At 37.8% G+C, this 17780-nt stretch carries 21 protein-coding genes and 1 riboswitch; of the genes, 3 read left to right on the forward strand and 18 right to left on the reverse strand.

All coding sequences use genetic code 11. The annotated features are described in order from the left end of the window. Positions 1-147 precede the first annotated feature (147 nt). Positions 148-1032 (forward strand): CHAP domain-containing protein, encoded by an 885-nt coding sequence (locus tag LN051_RS10900; protein ID WP_229292525.1) that lies wholly within the window; start codon positions 148-150, stop codon positions 1030-1032. A 66-nt stretch (positions 1033-1098) separates the two neighbouring features. Here the strand turns inward: LN051_RS10900 and panD are convergent, their stop codons facing one another. From panD to panB, 3 genes are read right to left on the reverse strand one after another with little or no spacing between them, the layout of a single operon-like run. Further along, entirely contained in the window at positions 1099-1482 is a 384-nt protein-coding gene (gene panD / locus LN051_RS10905) for an aspartate 1-decarboxylase (RefSeq protein WP_229292526.1), read from the reverse strand. Next, on the reverse strand, positions 1479-2336 hold the full coding sequence (gene panC, locus LN051_RS10910) for a pantoate--beta-alanine ligase (RefSeq protein ID WP_229292527.1): 858 nt from the start codon (positions 2334-2336) through the stop codon (positions 1479-1481). Before panC ends, panD begins: the two co-directional genes overlap by 4 nt. Next, positions 2329-3141 (reverse strand): 3-methyl-2-oxobutanoate hydroxymethyltransferase, encoded by an 813-nt coding sequence (gene panB / locus LN051_RS10915; RefSeq protein WP_229292528.1) that lies wholly within the window; start codon positions 3139-3141, stop codon positions 2329-2331. The genes panC and panB overlap by 8 nt, the downstream gene beginning before the upstream one ends. A gap of 67 nt (positions 3142-3208) precedes the next feature. Here panB and LN051_RS10920 point away from each other — a divergent pair, with 67 nt between their 5' ends. Next, positions 3209-4078, forward strand: coding sequence for an oxidoreductase (locus LN051_RS10920; RefSeq protein WP_420853978.1), 870 nt, complete (start codon positions 3209-3211; stop codon positions 4076-4078). 21 nt (positions 4079-4099) lie between these two features. Here LN051_RS10920 and LN051_RS10925 read toward each other — a convergent pair whose 3' ends face one another. The 13 genes from LN051_RS10925 to cntK form a co-directional block, all read right to left on the reverse strand. Next, the gene (locus LN051_RS10925; RefSeq protein ID WP_229292529.1) at positions 4100-4657 is read right to left on the reverse strand and encodes a hypothetical protein; all 558 of its coding nucleotides are present in this window, start codon (positions 4655-4657) and stop codon (positions 4100-4102) included. A 75-nt stretch (positions 4658-4732) separates the two neighbouring features. Further along, positions 4733-4921 (reverse strand): hypothetical protein, encoded by a 189-nt coding sequence (locus LN051_RS10930; protein WP_229292530.1) that lies wholly within the window; start codon positions 4919-4921, stop codon positions 4733-4735. 36 nt (positions 4922-4957) lie between these two features. Continuing rightward, positions 4958-5272, reverse strand: a complete 315-nt coding sequence (locus tag LN051_RS10935; protein ID WP_229292531.1) for a DMT family transporter — start codon at positions 5270-5272, stop codon at positions 4958-4960. After that, positions 5273-5599 (reverse strand): DMT family transporter, encoded by a 327-nt coding sequence (locus tag LN051_RS10940; RefSeq protein ID WP_229292532.1) that lies wholly within the window; start codon positions 5597-5599, stop codon positions 5273-5275. Positions 5600-5648: 49 nt separating this feature from the next. Beyond that, positions 5649-5760: riboswitch (guanidine-I (ykkC/yxkD leader) on the reverse strand. A 656-nt stretch (positions 5761-6416) separates the two neighbouring features. Next, a complete protein-coding gene (gene cntE / locus LN051_RS10945) occupies positions 6417-7607 on the reverse strand; it encodes a staphylopine family metallophore export MFS transporter CntE (protein WP_229292533.1) in 1191 nt (396 codons plus the stop codon). Between the two features lie 11 nt (positions 7608-7618). After that, a complete protein-coding gene (locus tag LN051_RS10950) occupies positions 7619-8359 on the reverse strand; it encodes an ABC transporter ATP-binding protein (RefSeq protein WP_229292534.1) in 741 nt (246 codons plus the stop codon). Next, positions 8347-9171, reverse strand: coding sequence for a staphylopine uptake ABC transporter ATP-binding protein CntD (gene cntD / locus LN051_RS10955; RefSeq protein ID WP_229292535.1), 825 nt, complete (start codon positions 9169-9171; stop codon positions 8347-8349). The genes LN051_RS10950 and cntD overlap by 13 nt, the downstream gene beginning before the upstream one ends. Continuing rightward, entirely contained in the window at positions 9168-10034 is an 867-nt protein-coding gene (gene cntC, locus LN051_RS10960) for a staphylopine uptake ABC transporter permease subunit CntC (protein ID WP_229292536.1), read from the reverse strand. The genes cntD and cntC overlap by 4 nt, the downstream gene beginning before the upstream one ends. Beyond that, positions 10035-10967, reverse strand: a complete 933-nt coding sequence (gene opp1B, locus LN051_RS10965) for a nickel/cobalt ABC transporter permease (RefSeq protein WP_229293682.1) — start codon at positions 10965-10967, stop codon at positions 10035-10037. It abuts the gene before it with no gap. A gap of 11 nt (positions 10968-10978) precedes the next feature. Then, complete coding sequence (gene cntA / locus LN051_RS10970; protein ID WP_229292537.1) at positions 10979-12577, reverse strand: staphylopine-dependent metal ABC transporter substrate-binding lipoprotein; 1599 nt, start codon at positions 12575-12577, stop codon at positions 10979-10981. A 28-nt stretch (positions 12578-12605) separates the two neighbouring features. After that, complete coding sequence (locus LN051_RS10975; protein WP_420854010.1) at positions 12606-13898, reverse strand: opine metallophore biosynthesis dehydrogenase; 1293 nt, start codon at positions 13896-13898, stop codon at positions 12606-12608. A 2-nt stretch (positions 13899-13900) separates the two neighbouring features. Then, positions 13901-14728, reverse strand: a complete 828-nt coding sequence (gene cntL / locus LN051_RS10980; protein ID WP_229292539.1) for a staphylopine biosynthesis enzyme CntL — start codon at positions 14726-14728, stop codon at positions 13901-13903. A gap of 9 nt (positions 14729-14737) precedes the next feature. Further along, on the reverse strand, positions 14738-15544 hold the full coding sequence (cntK, locus tag LN051_RS10985) for a histidine racemase CntK (RefSeq protein WP_229292540.1): 807 nt from the start codon (positions 15542-15544) through the stop codon (positions 14738-14740). Between the two features lie 234 nt (positions 15545-15778). Here cntK and LN051_RS10990 point away from each other — a divergent pair, with 234 nt between their 5' ends. Beyond that, positions 15779-16258 (forward strand): LptM family lipoprotein, encoded by a 480-nt coding sequence (locus LN051_RS10990; RefSeq protein WP_229292541.1) that lies wholly within the window; start codon positions 15779-15781, stop codon positions 16256-16258. A gap of 226 nt (positions 16259-16484) precedes the next feature. Here LN051_RS10990 and LN051_RS10995 read toward each other — a convergent pair whose 3' ends face one another. Together LN051_RS10995 and LN051_RS11000 are read right to left on the reverse strand one after the other, a co-directional pair. Beyond that, positions 16485-17168, reverse strand: a complete 684-nt coding sequence (locus LN051_RS10995) for a YjjG family noncanonical pyrimidine nucleotidase (RefSeq protein ID WP_229292542.1) — start codon at positions 17166-17168, stop codon at positions 16485-16487. Positions 17169-17386: 218 nt separating this feature from the next. Further along, on the reverse strand, positions 17387-17707 hold the full coding sequence (locus tag LN051_RS11000) for an antibiotic biosynthesis monooxygenase (protein ID WP_229292543.1): 321 nt from the start codon (positions 17705-17707) through the stop codon (positions 17387-17389). Between the last annotated feature and the right edge of the window lie 73 nt (positions 17708-17780).

Consider the following 17780-nt stretch of genomic DNA (forward strand, 5'->3'; position numbering starts at 1 on the left):
CAGTTTGAAAATGTAACTCATCCTATAATTACGTAAAAGTAGCGTGTCTAACTTCATTTTCTACTTAATATATAAATTACCATTCCACTTTTTATTATTTTTGTGTATACTAACATTAAATTCATAGAGAAGGAACTGCGTTACAACATGAGTAATTATTTTTATAAATGTATCACAACTTTTTCGACACTTACATTACTGGGAACAACAATGCTTGATACGTCAGCAGACGCATCATTGAAAGAAGATCAAAAAAGCCATCCTAACGCCACTTTTAATGTGCGCCAAGATGGTACATACACTTATCATTACGGTACTCACGACTCCAATGCTAATTCATTTAAAAATTCAAACAGCACGCAAACTACACCACACACGCCTTATAGACAACAAGGACATGCGACGGATAAATATTGGAATAGCGATGCCCCTTCAACGCCAGCAAGGAGCGCCACATCTCAAAACATCCCTACTACAATAGCACCACCACCTTCTTTACCTAGCGAAAATGCAGCGGCGCCATCCGAAGCACCGAGCAAGAAAGCTTTTAAAAGAGATGCACGCGGACTTATTACGTCCATTAATACAGATACGTTATACGACGAATTACAAATTCTTAACTTTAACGAAGAAGCACGAACAGAAGATGGGAAACCCCTTGCGTTAGGTAATGGGAAAATCATTGACCAGCCGATTTATACAAATAAAAATAATCTCTATACCGCTGGACAATGTACTTGGTATGTATTTAGCAAACGTGCTCAAGCAGGTAAAACGATAAGTACTTTCTGGGGTGATGCGCGTCATTGGGCGGCTAAAGCTGCAAGCGAAGGATTTACCGTCGACAAAACACCTAAAGTCGGCGCTATCATGCAAAATTATGAAGGGCCTTATGGCCACGTCGCTTACGTCGAACGCGTCAACTTAGATGGCAGTATTTTAATTTCAGAGATGAACTACATTGCGCCATACATCACATCAACACGTACTATTCCTGCAAGCGCCGTCCGTTCACACAATTACATTCATTAAATTAAAAAAGCCCATGAAAATTGTGCTTTTGACACAACTTTCATGGGACCTCTGTTATTTTTCGGCTTATACTAAAGCCGTATTTTCTTTTTCCAAAATCATTTGTTCTATTTGGTTTTTCTCATTCATCACTGCTACTTTAGGGGCATGATGGATAAGCTCTTGTTCGTTTAACTGGACATACGTCATAATAATCACAACATCATCCACTTCTACAAGTCTTGAAGCCGCACCATTCAAGCAAATCTTACCGCTTCCTCTTTCTCCAGCAATCACATACGTTTCAAAACGTGCACCATTGTTATTGTTAACAATCGCCACTTTTTCATTTGGAAGAATATCTACAGCATCTAAAATATCCTGATCAATCGTGATACTCCCTACATAATTCAAATTTGATTCTGTCACACGTGCGCGATGAATTTTACTATTCATCATCGTTCTTATCATTTAACTTCATCTCCAATAATAATATTATCAATTAATCGTGCTTTCGAAAATTTTACCGCTAACGAAATAAATATCTGTCCAGAAATGGTATTTTGTTGTACTAATTCTGGGTAACTGTATACGGCAACCTCTTCAATTTTGCCGCACGTATGCGCTTTAAGATATGCTGTCACTTTTTCAATAATCGCCGCACTCTGTCGCTCTCCATGATCATACATCGCTTTCGCAAGTTGTAAACTTTGGTACAAGTGTGGCGCTTGTTGACGCTCTTCCTCAGTCAAATAAACATTCCGTGAGCTTCTCGCAAGTCCATCGCTCTCACGAACAATATCAACACCTTGAATAACAACGGGATGATTAAACGTTTCCACCATTTTTTGAACAATCGCAAGTTGTTGAGCATCTTTTTTCCCAAAGTAAGCAACATGCGGCTGTACAATATTAAATAGCTTATTCACTACCGTAACCACACCGTCAAAATGACCAGGACGTTTTGCCCCCTCTAAAACAGATGCTAATCGTCCCACTTTTAACGTAATGTCTAACGTATGCGGGTACATTTCTTCAACAGTCGGGTAAAATACATAGTCGACACCGATCATTCGTGCTGCTTCCACATCAGTTTCGATTTGTCTTGGATACGCGTCGAAATCTTCATTAGGGCCAAATTGAAGTGGATTCACAAACACACTAATCACTGTAATGTCATTGTATTCAATAGATTGACGTATCATCGTTAAATGGCCTTCATGTAAGGCGCCCATCGTTGGTACAAAACCAATACTTTTACCTTCTAATCTAAACCTTGAAGTAAGGTGTTGCATCTCTTGAATCGTTGTAATTACTTCAGTCATTCAATTCACCCATAATTTGCTTTTTATACATGTATTCTTCAGAAGGAAACGCACCTGATTTAACTTCTTGATGGTATGCTTTTAATGCATCAATCCCTACTGAAAAATCGCCATATCGTTTTACAAATTTTGCATAGCGTTCTACACCATAACTTAACATATCGTGATAAACGAGCACTTGGCCATCCGTATCTTTACCTGCACCTATACCGATGGTCGGAATCGTCAATTGTTCAGAAACGACTTTCGCAAGATCACTTGGAATTGCCTCAAGTACCATTGCCACTGCCCCTGCTGCTTCAACCGCTTTTGCATCTTGAATCAGTTGTTCGGCTGCATCTTTCGTCGCACCTTGCAATTTATATCCTGAAATCCCTACACTTTGCGGTGTTAAACCTAAATGTGCCACAATCGGAATGCCCATTTGTGAAGCTTGCTTAATAAATTGTGTTAAATGTGCGCCTTCTACTTTTAATGCGTTACATTGGCTTTGTTGATACAAACGTATCGCATTTTGTATATCTGTAGTCGCATCGATACCTACTGAACCGAATGGCATATCCACTACAACAAATGTATTTGGTGCACCGCGTCTTACTGCTCGTCCATGATGTAACATATCGTCTAAAGTAACTTCAACAGTACTCTCGTAGCCTAAGACCGTCATACCAAGTGAGTCACCTACAAGGATCATATCAATTTCAGCTGCTTCAGCTTGTTTTGCACTTGGATAGTCGTAAGCAGTGACCATCGTAATTTTCTCTTTATCGCGTTTCAATTGTTGTAATTGACTTAATGTTTTCAACACTTCTCACCCTTTTTTGATATACTTCATACTAAGTATATCTAATTCAACAAAAGGAGCAACTAAAATGATTACTTTAGCGGTTATCGGCCCAGGAGCCGTGGGCACATCGATAGCAATGGCATTGGCCAACACTTCTGTTCAGGTTGATCTTTTAGGAAAGCGTGATGAAACACTGACCTTTCATGAGTATGCTACGTCTGAACAACATGCTGTTTCTGTCAAAGCTTTAAAACATACAAACACACATTATGATTGGCTTATTGTTGCTGTAAAAACAACACAATTAGATGCGATTTTAGCTGATATAGAACGCTTGTGTCACAAAGAGACGCGCATCATTTTAGCGCAAAATGGTTACGGTCAACATGATAAAATCGCGCATCCTTACGTTTATCCTGCTGTCGTCTACATTAGCGGACAAAAAACACATCCCCACGTGACACATTTTCGAGACTATCGTCTTCACGTTCAAGAGGATCCTCATACGCGCGCGCTTGCACAAATATTAACTTCATCAAAACTTGAACTGACACTCGAACGTAACATTGAACATAACATATGGTATAAGCTCCTTGTCAATCTTGGTATTAATACTGTGACCGCTTTAGGACGCGATACTTCAAAAGTATTAAAGTATCCCTCAATGGCACAACTTTGCCGTAACTTAATAGATGAAGGCCTTCGTGTTGCTCAAGCAGACGGCTTACAATTCGAACCATCACTAACAGATGATATCATGACAATTTACAAAGGCTATCCCGAAGATATGGGAACGAGTATGTATTACGACCTTACCCATCAAAAACCATTAGAAATTGATGCGATACAAGGGTACATTCAAAAGCGCGCCCAAGTTCATCACATTGCTACACCTCATTTAGACACCGCCTTAGCCTTACTTCTATATGAACATGAAAAAGCACAAACGTCATAACTACCTTGGCGTTTGTGCTTTTTACATTTTATCTTTTTCATCTGTTTGAATGAATTGTAACTCATAAACGTCGCAATCTTCATGACGATTAAAGTAGTTTATTTTCCCTTTTAAATACATCGTCTGTGCTTTGCGACTCACGTTATGCTTAAATTGAATTTTAATTTTTAAATTAGATTCATAATCATTATTTTGAACTGTTCGTTTTAATTCTTTAAATACTTCATCATTCATCGGCAACATATAGCCTTCTTTACTCGGAAGAATACTGACATATTTCTCTTGTAACACATGACCTTTATCGATATAAATATCGATCTTTAACTGTTTTGCCGCTCCAGCTCCCATATTATAAAGCTTTAAAAAGCCATCACCTTGCTGATGGTACTCGGTAGTCGTCATATTTCTAATCGTAAGATGTTCGCCTTGATGCGTCATTAAGATTTGGTTAAAACCTAACGCAGGCAGAAAACTCATTTTCATTTGATACAGCTGTATCGACACTGAAACAAAATAGAATAATGCCATAATAAATGTCCCAATAGAACCAATGGCAGAAAGTAAATTAATAAGATTCATCTTCTCCCACCCTTCATATGTGATTAACATCTATATGATAATTATTCCTTATGAACGTATAATCAAAACGTCAAATCACACTCTATGTTGACCTAAAAAATCTTTAGGCTTAATCGGATGACATGTCCACGTTATTAATAAGCCAAATAAAACCGCCCCTAAAACGGTGTTCATCCAATCAAAATGATGACCCACAATCGAAAGTAACATTAACCCAAGAAACCCTAAAATACTCATACATAACCAACTAATAATAAATTTCATTTTTTCCCTTCCTTTATCAATAAATCATCCAAATGCTTAACTTAATAATTTCAAACCTATTGTGCTCGCAAGAATGACAAATATACATACGAGACGGAATATATTTTTGCTTTCTCCATAAAATACGATGCCGATCAGTGCTCCTCCAACTGCACCAATACCTGTCCAAACGGCATAACCTGTGCTCATTGGAATTGTATGCAATGCTAGTGACAAAGTTGAAAAACTTAATACAAATGTCACAGCTATTCCTAAAATTGCAATTTTTTTCTGGGTTTTGGCGTAAATATTCATAAATACCACGCCTAACATTTCAAATACACCCGCTAAAATTAAAATTAGCCATGCCATTTACTTCGCCTCCTCAGTTTCAGTCGTTGCTAATTTCAATCCAATGACACCTAATAACAATACAAAAATGAGCATCAGCTTCATTACATTGAAAGGTTCACCAAAAACTAGAAAATCTACCAATGTCACACCTGAGGTTCCTAAACCAACAAACGTAGCATATGCTGTACCTACTGGAATCTGTTTGGTCACATTCAGCAATAATATAAAGCTGAATGTAATGGCGATGACTGTCAGTGCCCATTCCCAAAGGTGTGTCGCATGTGTGAGTCCGATTACCCAAGCCACTTCAAAACATGCACCTATAATGAGTTTGATCCAATTCATCCTCCTACCTCCTTCAAAAAAAGAACCTGAGAGACTTATGTATACATAAATCTCCCAGGCTTTTGTCCTTCCGTGTCATGCGAACTCACATTCACATGGGTTTTCTCTCGGACCAGTCTATTCGTTCAACTAACGAATACGGAACCCTAGAAAACACAATTTGTACTTCCCTATCATTCACTTTAACTTTCAACGTTCATCATGTTAACATACTTAATTTAAAGTGTAAACGAAAGGAAATTTTTCAAAAAAGAAGTTTTGCACCCTCAAAGTATGCGAACGCTCTAGATGCCTAATTGTTATTCTTAAAATTACTTTTTACATACAGAGAAAAAGTTAAATAATTTGAGCATTTTTAATTTGTTTCTAATGTTCATGTTTTATAATTATTACATGTTAGAAATTGAAAGTTGTTCGAATGTCTATCATTTTCCAAGTTTTGATACAGACAATCCTAATTATTTCAATTTCTAACAGCAATAAACCCTCTTAGCACGTGCTATTAGTGTAGGCCGGAACCCCACTTCCGGTCTTTTTTTAATAAGCTCGCCTTACTAATATACATTGTTTATGTGCAGTTTTTCAATCTTTCTCTATGCTTTTTTATTTTTTATCTTATTTTTTGGTTTTTTTAGTGAAACAAAAGCTAAAATAACATAAAATATAACTTTATAGAAAAAACAACAATGTTTGTTATGTAAACCATACAGTGACTGGCAAAAACCAGAAATTGATTAGTTATAAAGCTATAAAAAATAGCGATGAAGCACTCTATCATTATAGAATGGCTTCACCGCTATTTTTTTATTTATTGGATTTATTTCTCTATAAAACGTGTTCGACGCTCTATACAAAAAAGTGTCGTCGCAACAAGTAAAATACCACAAATGAGATACATCATTGCATAGTTTGTTAAGTCAGCAATCGGTCCCATTAACGCTGATCCAAGTGAAACACCTAAATCTGCCGTTGCGATAAATAAACCGAGCAACATATTACGCCCGTGCTTCGGTAATTTAAAACTTAAAAACGACGTGAGTGTCGGATAAATGAGCGCTTGAGCAATACCAATCAGCACTGCACTTATATATAACACAAATGCCCCAACAATATGACCTACACTTATCCCTAACACTGCAATAGTTAATAAACTCATCACTTTCAACATGAATCCTACATGCCAACGTCCATCAGAAGGAATATATTGTCGCAAATAAAATCGCGCTAAAACGACAGTAATTGCTTGAATGGCGAGAAAAATACCTGCGTGACCTACGCCATACGTTTGTGTGTAAAGCACGATGAAAGTCGCGACTGCACCAAAACCGATGGAAGCTACTAACATAACTAGGCCTGCTTTAAATAAAAATTCGTTTTTGAAAAACTGTACAAACACTGTCACCGGACCGAATGGTAATGTTTCTTTTTCACGCGTTGGCGTGTCATTTTGAACATTTGTATCTAACGTCGCACTAAAACCAAAGACGCCCGTTGTAATCGCAATCACAATCATAGCAATCGCAAAATAGCTCATTTGGTCTAATTGCCATATGCCAACAGCGATAAGTGGTCCGATGATTCCAGGTATGTATGAGAATAGAGAGTATAGGGAAATACCTTGAGCACGGTCTTCCTCAGGCAAGGCATCGATAATACCAATTTGTAGTGACATAGAGAAAAATGCTGTACACACCCCTTGCATTACCCGGGAAATGAAGTAACCTTCTAATCCCGTAAAGCCATACATGATGAGTGCAATCCCATTGATCACTAATATCCAGCGCAATATTTTGATTGGCCCGATATTCGCAATAACATGACCTGCCCACGGACGAAATAACATTGCCGTCAACATGTACGCGCCCATGACAATACCAATCGTTGTATTGGTTGCACCTAAATCGTGCCCTCTTAACGGAATCATAACGTTAAGAATCGCATTTGCACTAAAGAAAAATAGCGCTAAAATATATAGCCTTAAAAAAGGCCATGCGAGCGCTCCTTTCATTACGTCGCCTCCTAATATATAAGTTGTTTTTCGAGTAACGCACGCGTATACTCATGTTTTGCATCATGAATTTGATGTTTGTCTAAAGTTTCTTGAATCTCGCCATCTTTAAAAATAAATAGGCGATCACAAAGGTAAGTAGCCGCTTGAATATCATGCGTTATAAAAATATAACTCAACTTGTATTCGTCACGTAAACGGACTAATAAATCTAATATTTGTGTTTGAATGGACATGTCTAAAGCACTAATTGCTTCGTCTAATACTAAATAATCTGGCTTCGTACTAATTGCCCTTGCAATAGCAACACGTTGCGCTTCACCACCGGACATCATTTGCGGGTAGCGTTTTAAGAAACTTTCATCTAACCCAACCGCCTCAAGTAACCTCACCATTTCTTGATGTCGCTCTTGCTTAGTTAACTTCAACTGTTGTAAAGGTTCTTTTAATAGTTGCTCGACGTTAAAGTACGGATGTAATGACGACTTGTAATTTTGAAATACCGCACTCAACCGACCTTTTCTTACATCACGTTTGCAAACGCACTGTTCATCAATTTCAACTCGTCCACTATCAGGTTTTTCGATGCCTAAAACCATACGTCCGAGTGTGGATTTCCCACTTCCACTCTCTCCAATAATGCCAAGGCTCTCACCTTTAGTACAAGTAAAACTGACACCTTTGACGACTTCTCGATATCGTCGACGCCCTTGATCACGATAAGATTTTTTTACATTTTTTACGACGAGCATGATGTGTCACCTCTTACTTTTTGAAAATAAGTTGTCAGTTGACTTCGGGCATTCACAAGATATTGTGTGTACGCATGTTTCGGACGATCAAGTACTTCGGCAACCGGGCCATATTCAATCACATCGCCATTTTTCATCACTAAAACTTCATCTGCAATATGTTTTACGACAGCCAAATCATGCGAAATAAAAATCATTGCACAGCCAATCGTTTCTTTAATATGTTGAAATTCTTTTAAAACTTCATATTGTGTGATTACGTCGAGCGCTGTCGTAGGCTCGTCCGCAATGATAAGTTCAGGTTTTAAAGCGAGTGCCATTACAATCATCAAACGTTGTAGCATGCCTCCGGACAATTCGTGTGGATAAGCGCGCATAATTCGCTCAAAATCATGCAAGCCTAACATATCAAAATAAGACTTTATCAACGTATGTTGTGTTTTTTTATCTTTAATATCATGATGTTTTAAAATCGTCCGCATTTGATGCCCTAAAGTAAATGACGGATTAAAGGCTGTACCCCCTTGTTGCATAATCATCGCAATATCATTACCACGAATATGTCGCAACTGTGCTTCTGATTGTTCTAACAGTGACACTTCATTAAAACGCGCTTGCCCGCTCATTTGAATATTATGGTCATTTAAACCGAGTAACGCTTTACACGTGATCGATTTACCGCTACCGCTTTCCCCGATGATGGCTAAAATTTTGCCTTTTTCAAGTTGAAATGAACAATGATGGACGAGGACATGATTCGTATTGCTGTCGATTAACGTTAATTTTTGAACATCTAAAAGTGGCTGACTCATGAGATCACTCCTCGTTTCATGCGTTGTCTTGCTTGTTGTTTTGACAATTTAGGATCTACCGCAATTTGAATGGCATCTGATAAAAAGTTAAACGCAAGTACAATAATAATAATCGCAATTCCTGGCGCAAACATAAGTTCAGGATGACTGAACATGACTTTTCGTGCTTCATTCATCATCATGCCCCATTCTGCAGTTGGCGCTTTAACACCCAATCCTAAAAATGAGAATCCTGATATTTGTAATATCATCGACACCATTGAGCTAGACGAAATGACTGCAATATCCGCTAAAGTTAACGGTAAAATATGCGTCAAAATAATTCGTGTGTGTGATAACCCTATCGCACGCGCAAACTTTACATCATCAGAGTCTCTATATTGCATTACGCTAGTGCGGATAATACGGCAAAACCACGCCCAACGCGTAATAATGAATGCGACAAAAATACTTTTTAAGCCGATACCTAGTACACCGATTAATGCTAACGTCATCACATATGTCGGAAAAGATAACATAACGTCGCATGCGCGCATTAAGCATTTATCAATCCATTTTCCAAAGTATCCTGCTATAAAGCCTAACAACATTCCGATGCACACAGCGCATAACAAAGCGACAAGTACTAGCATTAAACTCGGACGTATCGCAAAAATTAAGCGCGTCAAAATATCTCTGCCTAAGTGATCTGTACCTAACCAATGTGCCCAAGACATACCAGCAAATTTATTTTGAATATCTACAGCAGTAGGCGTATAAGGCGTTATTAACGGTGCACAAATACCTAACACTAAATACAGACCAATTACAAATAGTGCAACTTTTGCACCACGGTCTTGCCATAATCGTTGAAGTACTACCATTTAATCGCCCTCCCTTAATTTTGGGTTGAGCCACATATTAATGATGTCGGCAAGTGTATTCAATAAAATAAATAGCACTGAAATAATTAACACGTAAGCTTGAATAATTGGAAAGTCTTGTTCCATGACTGCTTTTACACTTAACTGTCCCATTCCCGGCCATGCGAAAATATTTTCAATCACCACAGAGCCACCTAATATCAGAGGAATAGACATACAGAAGATAGAAACAACAACTTGCATCGCATTGCGAATCACTTGTATCACGATTGTTGGAAAACTTACACCCATAGCACGCGCATAAAGTACATAATCTTGATCTAATTGTTGAATCATCGCACTTCTCACATTTCTAAAATAAATGCCAATATAACCTAATGAGATGGTTAAAACCGGGAGCACATAACTTTCAGGACCGGTTAGACCCGATGTCGGTAATAAATTCATGTTTACCGAAACATAAATCATCAAGATCGCCGCTAACCAATAAGAAGGAATTGCTGTTAATACGAAAGCAGTGCTTCGTGTCACACGGTCAAACCATGTGCCACGAAACAGTGCTGTTAAAGTGCCTAATACAATTGACATCGTAATAATGACAACGCTCGATACTAGCGTCAATTTTAATGTGTTAAAAAATGCTGGCCACATACGTGTGCTCACTTCATCCCCTGTGACGAAACTTTGCCCAAACTTAAATTGTAGTGCTTGTTTTAACCACTCCCAATATTGCACAAGAAATGGCGCGTCTAAGCCATATTTTGCTCGCGTTTCTTCAATCAAGCTCTGTGTAATATTCGGAACTTCTTGCGCATGCAAAATAACAACGGCTGGATCTTCATCAGAGAGTCGCGTCAATGCAAAAGTTAAAAAGCTAATGACTATGAGAAGCGGCAGGGTCAGTAATAAACGTTTAACGATACTGTATCCCATCATGTCACTCCTTATTTATAATCCATTTGTTCAAATGGCAACTCATATTGTGATTGCTTAAATGAAATACCTTTTAAATCTTTCGGTGCGATGACTGTCATACCACCATGTGAAATCGGTATAAAGATGGCTTCATCATGAACAGTCGATAAAATATCTTGATACTTTGCATCTTGCTCTTTCGCATCTTGTGTTTTTAAAGCTGAATCAATGTTGGCATATAATGCCGCTTTATTTTCAACACCTGATGTTGCAGATTTATATCCTGTATCTGTTTTAAATGCTGAAATGGTACTTTGTGGATCGTATTGTAAGCCCCACGTTTGGTTGAATAGTAAATCGTAATCACCTGATGTACGACGCTCTGCCACTTTATCTGACGTTTCACCTACGATGTGTAACTTCATACCAATTTCTTCAGCTTTTGCTTGGATAAATTCCGCTTCTTGCTTTTGTGAGCTTGAGTTATTGTCATAATACAATTTCATTTCTAACTTTTTACCGTCTTTTTCGCGCAATTCACCTTGTTTTTTCTGCTTCCATCCTGCTTCATCTAACGTTTTAGCAGCTTGTTTCAAATCAAAGTGACGTGGAGTTAATGCCACATTCGCATGCGGTACATTTTTTGAGAATAACGTATGGGCAGGTTTTTCTGTTTTATCTAAAATCTTGTCAGAAATACTCTTTTGGTCCACACTTTGCCAAAGCGCTACACGTACTGCTTTGTCCGCTGCTGGACTTCCTTTTTTACCTGAGTTCGCTACAATCATTTTCGTATTCATTGGCTGACTGCGTTTTAACTGATAATCGTTTGAATCTGTCAATTTTTTCACTGCTTCGTTGTCGACATTGTCTGTTCCACGGTCATCCGTAAAAGCAAAGTTCACTTCACCTTTTTGTAATGCTAAGAAAGACGTTTCACCAGCTGGTAAGACTTTCGCTACAATGCTTTTAAGTTTTGGTTTGCCACCCCAGTAATCTTCATTACGTTCAAACGTGGCACTTTCGTCTTTTTGATGATCTTTAAGTTGGTATGGGCCCGTTCCACTAAATGCTTTCAACCCATCTTTCGTACCACCATTTTTAAAGGCTTTTGGTGAGACAAAGACATATGGACGTGTCATCGCAAGCTCTTCTAGCGTCGCGTTATAAGGCTCTTTTAATTTTAATACAAACGTATGGTCATCTTTAGCTTCAGTTTTATCAATAATCGTTGAAAGCTTAATCCATGAATGGAGTGATTGATTGGCTTGAACCGCATCAAAATTCTTTTTCACAGCCTCAGCGTTAAATGGTGTACCGTCGTGAAACTTAACGCCTTCTCTTAAATGAAATGTGTACGTTTTACCGTCTTCAGAAACATCCCATGATTTCGCAAGTAATGGTTGAATCCCTTTTTGCGTATTATCGACTAAAGATTCGTAAACCATACCTTGCGCAGACATAGAACCTCCATAAACATGTGGATTCATATCCCCAATATCTTTAGAAGTGGCATACGTAAGATTTTTCTCCTCTTTCTTTTGCTCTAATGCTTTTGAGTTCCCACAAGCGGCTAATACGACGAGTGCTGTTAATGCTAAAATAAACCATTTAAATGTCTTTTTCATAATCTTTTTCCTTTCATTCCACTTTTCCTTAACGTCCTTGAAGTCCTTGGTGTATACAAATCATCTCTTCATCAAATGTTTTAGGGAAAAATTGCTGTGATTTCTTTAAGTTCGGATGTGCTTTGTGAAAATGTTGAAGCGTAGTTTCATAGCGTGTCAGTAGTGTGTCAATCATCGGTGTTTCTACATTGAGCGCTTGTCCGAGCCCTTGAATAATTTTAGTTCGATAATAGTCTTCGTGAGGCATACGCGGAATTTCCCACACACCTTTTTGATTTTGATAAATCTTTCTAAAAGGAACTGCAGAAAAGTCTTCGTAAAATCCTTTATCATCGGGTTGTGAAAACGGATCGATTAAAATACCCGTGTAACGCACGTACAATAAATATTCTTGCTCTATCTCAGAAAGCGATTCAAATTGCTCAATATGTTGTTTCGAAATCGTCTCAGCGCGCAAAGGATAATTTTCTTCTACCATAAAACGCAGAAGGTTTAATGGCGTGACGTTTAACACTTTTAAAATATTTGAAATTTCCTGCCACATGCACCTCATTTCATGAATTAAGTCCATCGTAATAGGCCCTTCAGGAAACAATTTATAAACGTAAAAAGGAACGTCCGTGCCATAAAAAATAGCTTTAAGCGCATGCGTATTCATAAACAACGCAGGATGTACGTATAACGAACTGTTGCGCGACTCGGCTTCTATCGGTGTTGAAACATAGGTGACAGGAAGACCCACTTGTGTGAATAAACGTTCTAAAAGTGACTTCAAAATAGAAGATGGATGAGAGTATCCAAAATACAAATGCTTTTTAACACCCATCGTTGTAACGCAATTCGGCTGACTGTGCTCCGTCACACGTGTATCTCCCAAATACGTTGAGCAACTAACCACTTCTATATGCGGCTGTATCGCCTCCAATTGTGCCTTTACAATTAAATTGGATCCAAGCGTTGGAGAAACGAGTAAAACCCCTTTTACCGATTTTAAAACGGCTTCCGGCAATTGTTTTAACGTGTCAATATACGCATCTGCCGTACAAGCTAATACGAGAAAGTCGTATGTGCCTTCTACAACGTCATAAGATTCAAAAACTTTACAATTGGAAATGCTGCCTTCTAAACTATGATGGCTAGCATTTTGAACGGATGCTTTGACAAAACCATCGCGCGCTAAAGCGTCAACAAATTGTTGTGAGCGCTCTGAAACGTGACTTCGACTTACAAATGTCACCTCTGCTTGGTTGTAGCGATGAAATAAAACTGCGAGTTGTACTGCTACAGGACCTGTTCCTAACATTAATATACGCTGTGGCATCATTAGCTACCTCTCGCAATATCCGCTTTTTGATACACAGCAATGTCAAAAATTTGATCCGGTTGAATCACTTCATCTACACACACCCATTGCTTCGGATTAGTATCTCGTTTAGGATAATTAAAAATAGATTTTAAATCGTTCCCATAACGCATCGCAACGACTGTATTTGGTCCTGTTAACGCATAAAGTTGCGCTAAAATGTCATATTTCACTGGGACGGTTGAACTAAAAATAACGTGTGTGACGTCTTTAATTTGCGGGAGTTGATCCACCGTCGTTTGATATAATTCAATCGGCTCGTTTGGCGCTAACGCTTCAATCACTTGACGACCATAATCAATCGCCTCAGCATCGATATCAATTCCAACCACTTTTGCGCCAGTTTCTTTAGCAATTTGAATCGGCGTCATAGGATAAGCTCCTGAACCGACTAACAATACAGTGTCATTCGACGTAATTTCGAATTGTCCAAATTCTTCTTGAATACAATGCTCAATGTTTTGGAAATACGTCGTATCTGTCTGTTCTCCCAAAATTAAACGCTTCGCACGCAGCACTTCCATTAATTTTACACATTTAGCTGTAATATCAGCGAGTGCCGGGACGATACTAGGCGGACGCATTTGTGTAGTTTGCCAGTCATGAAAACGTAAAGTATTGCTTTCATTAAGTATGTATCGACTGAACCGATCTACTTCATTTTCTAGCTCTGAAATAGATTCAAAGTTGAGGGCTACTTTTTGATAATGGGCAACAAAATTACGATAAAATGTCGCCAATTCCAATTCCAGTTCCATTTCTGTCTCGATTTGGATATTTTGCTTCATAATATTCTCCTATTCTAAATAAGCTAATCCAGTTGCTACTGTTTTTACATGACCCCTTATTGAAATTTGTGACTTCTTATTAAGCGTTGCACATACACGCAACGCGCCCCCTGGTTGATAAACCCGTACATCAGCTTTTCCATTTGATTTAAGCGCTTCAAAAACACCAATGGAACCCGTTCCTGAACCACAGCTTTGTTCCCAGATTAGACTTCCAAGCTCCGGCACATAAATAAGCGGATACAATTGATGTTGCTGTTCGTCATACAATAGTATGCCAATCGTTTTAAAATGATTCGCCCATGTTTCTGAACGCACAAACGTCTCGACATCTTCACGCCTACTGTCATCGTAAGACGTAATCGGAATAACATAATGGCAATAAGACGCATAACATATTTTCAACGCTTGAAGCGTATCTTCACCCATCCTTACAGTCGTCCACGCATGTGATTCATGAGGCGGTAACGTCGCTTCATAATCTCCCAAACCGTGAATCACACAAGGTGTCGGTTCCATTACCCCCGAAACTTGAAGCAACAACTGTGTATTTTCGACTAAGTCCCTTTCTTTCAAGTAATGCAACATCGATAAAGTCGCATTGCCACAAAACTCATTACCACTCATATGTAACGTATAGCGCTCCGTATGTGTTTGAGGCTTAATCACAAATCCTACTTGCTCACAACATACATGCGTCGTTTGCATCAATTGATTGGCAATGGTCACATAGTCAGACCTTCGATGTTCTGAATCTACTAACACCGTCATATTTCCAGACGGATTAAATTTAGAAAAATGAACAATATCTTTCATTAACTAATCTCCTTTGAAAAGCGATTGTTCAATATACAAATCGTAATGATGACGATTTAAAAACATAATACTTATTTTAAATCTTTCTGTCAATAGTGATAATCATTGTCAATTAAAAATTTTGTGTGTGCGCTTATGTAATTAAAAGACCTTTTCTAAAATTTATAAAATGCGTTAAATATGTTTTAATAATGATAAAAGAGGTGTAAAATAAAGTAAAAAGGAGGGATTTTTTTGAAACGTACTATTATAGGTGCTTTATCCATGACGTTATTGTTTACGCTTGCTGCTTGTGGTCAATCACATGAAAAAGATTCAGAAAAAGAGAAAAAACCTAAAACTGAAACAACTGAAAAGAAGGAAGCGAAGACTAAGAAAAAAGAACCGAACACAGCCGAGGCTACTTCAACAGAGCAACCTGTAGCTAATGCCAATACAGCCAACCTTCAAAATAACAATATCTCACAAAATCAAACAACCAACGCACAACAAGCGCCTGTACATCAACCTAACGGTAACGTAAATGAAACACCAAACAATGGAAAAATCGATTTAAATCAAATGCCAGGTACTGACTTCTCAACAGATGGCATGTCACCTCAAGCACAGCAAGAAATTCGAGACCTCACTTATCAAAAAGACTTCCAAGGCCTTTCACAAAAAGAGTATAATGATCAAGTTTCTAAAATAATAAATAGAGAAAATGGCTATTAAATAAAAAGACTTTATACCGAACTGGACTAGTATAAAAAATAGAAATTATAAAAACTGAACATTTTTAATAGTACATTGAAATACGTCAACAATGTGTGAACCTTTCATGACAAAATTCATTCTTAGTGCTTTATTCAATGGACAGTTGGTAATTTTAATTCAATATTCAGACTTATCTACTACAAAAAAATGGCAAGAGGCTCTAATTGAGTCTCTTGCCACTTTTTTATAATATTTGATCGATCGCTTTCATCGATTTTAAAGTATAGGTCGGTGTGATAGGCGTGTTATTTTCAAGTTGGCGATGATTATACCAAATCGTATCTATTCCCCCATTTATACCACCTTGTATATCTGAAGTGAGCGAATCGCCAATAATCACAAAATCATCTTTTTCATAATTGGGCATGGTTTCATATACAATATCAAAAAATTGATGACTCGGCTTTTGTGCTCCCATTTCGTCTGAGACAAAAAGATGCTCAATATAGGACATAAGGTTCGTTTGCGCAATTCGGCGCTTTTGTGTATCTGTTACACCATTTATCACAATCGCCAATGTATACTTAGACTTTAAATAGTCTAACGCTGCTCCAACGCCTTCTAACCATTTAATTTTAGCTGTCGCCAACCCATCGCGAAATGTCACGTCCGCTTCGTGCCCATTAATGGCCATGCCGTAGTGATGAAATGTTTCTATGAAGCGATGACTTAACACCTCAGCTTTAGTAATTTCGCCACGTTGGAATGCTTCCCAATGTGCTTGATTAATCTTTTTAAACATTTCATAATTGCGTTTTTCCTCTGGGACGTTGTACCGATTCATTAAATAAGCATACGCTTTCACTTCTGCATCATGAAAATCTACTAGTGTATCATCAAAATCAAGTAGAACTACTTTGTACCCCATTATTGCCACTCCTATTTCAAAAGCATTTAGACCTATTGTAACAGAAATTAAAATCAGACTTGGTAACAGCCATACAAATATGTCGAACGCTGATATAACACAACGCCATCAAAAATCGCCGATATTGATATATTTAGATGTGATTTCACACAACAAAGCTAGAAACGTTTTAACATCGTTTCTAGCCTTTTCATTTGTTTTTATTATTATTTATCTAACTACTGTACATATTTGTAAGCGATCGTATACGTTGAAACTTTGTTGTTAAGTATTGGACTCTCTTCATCTTCATTACTTCGTTTCACATTTTGATGCGCTTCTTTAAAAACATCGGAATTTAGCCAATCTTTAAAAGCCGATTCTGCCTCCCAAATTGTAAGTATTTTAACTTCATCGTAATCCTCAGTTTGATTCGTTATCGTAACGAGCATATCTTTAAATCCGTTAATACTTTCAATACCTTGTCTTTTCTGAAAACGTTTCGCAATTTTTTCTGAACTTCCTTTTTTTAATTTCAAACAATTTTCTGCCATAAACATATCTCATCTCTCCTTTACACAACTTAGAAATGTTTTTTTCTTTCTTAATTCGTATAATCACAATATTTCATGC

The organism is Staphylococcus ratti (genome assembly GCF_020883535.1).
Lineage (GTDB): Bacteria > Bacillota > Bacilli > Staphylococcales > Staphylococcaceae > Staphylococcus > Staphylococcus ratti.

Coding starts and splice junctions, on each gene's coding strand:
- cntL (WP_229292539.1), bottom strand. CDS start 14,728: ATGAAGCAAAATATCCAAATCGAGACAGAAATGGAACTGGAATTGGAA.
- LN051_RS10925 (WP_229292529.1), bottom strand. CDS start 4,657: ATGAATCTTATTAATTTACTTTCTGCCATTGGTTCTATTGGGACATTT.
- LN051_RS11000 (WP_229292543.1), bottom strand. CDS start 17,707: ATGTTTATGGCAGAAAATTGTTTGAAATTAAAAAAAGGAAGTTCAGAA.
- LN051_RS10950 (WP_229292534.1), bottom strand. CDS start 8,359: ATGCTCGTCGTAAAAAATGTAAAAAAATCTTATCGTGATCAAGGGCGT.
- LN051_RS10900 (WP_229292525.1), top strand. CDS start 148: ATGAGTAATTATTTTTATAAATGTATCACAACTTTTTCGACACTTACA.
- panC (WP_229292527.1), bottom strand. CDS start 2,336: ATGACTGAAGTAATTACAACGATTCAAGAGATGCAACACCTTACTTCA.
- LN051_RS10995 (WP_229292542.1), bottom strand. CDS start 17,168: ATGGGGTACAAAGTAGTTCTACTTGATTTTGATGATACACTAGTAGAT.
- LN051_RS10930 (WP_229292530.1), bottom strand. CDS start 4,921: ATGAAATTTATTATTAGTTGGTTATGTATGAGTATTTTAGGGTTTCTT.
- cntC (WP_229292536.1), bottom strand. CDS start 10,034: ATGGTAGTACTTCAACGATTATGGCAAGACCGTGGTGCAAAAGTTGCA.
- cntA (WP_229292537.1), bottom strand. CDS start 12,577: ATGAAAAAGACATTTAAATGGTTTATTTTAGCATTAACAGCACTCGTC.
- cntE (WP_229292533.1), bottom strand. CDS start 7,607: ATGAAAGGAGCGCTCGCATGGCCTTTTTTAAGGCTATATATTTTAGCG.
- opp1B (WP_229293682.1), bottom strand. CDS start 10,967: ATGGGATACAGTATCGTTAAACGTTTATTACTGACCCTGCCGCTTCTC.
- LN051_RS10935 (WP_229292531.1), bottom strand. CDS start 5,272: ATGGCATGGCTAATTTTAATTTTAGCGGGTGTATTTGAAATGTTAGGC.
- LN051_RS10975 (WP_420854010.1), bottom strand. CDS start 13,898: ATGCCACAGCGTATATTAATGTTAGGAACAGGTCCTGTAGCAGTACAA.
- panD (WP_229292526.1), bottom strand. CDS start 1,482: ATGATAAGAACGATGATGAATAGTAAAATTCATCGCGCACGTGTGACA.
- LN051_RS10940 (WP_229292532.1), bottom strand. CDS start 5,599: ATGAATTGGATCAAACTCATTATAGGTGCATGTTTTGAAGTGGCTTGG.
- cntK (WP_229292540.1), bottom strand. CDS start 15,544: ATGAAAGATATTGTTCATTTTTCTAAATTTAATCCGTCTGGAAATATG.
- LN051_RS10920 (WP_420853978.1), top strand. CDS start 3,209: ATGATTACTTTAGCGGTTATCGGCCCAGGAGCCGTGGGCACATCGATA.
- cntD (WP_229292535.1), bottom strand. CDS start 9,171: ATGAGTCAGCCACTTTTAGATGTTCAAAAATTAACGTTAATCGACAGC.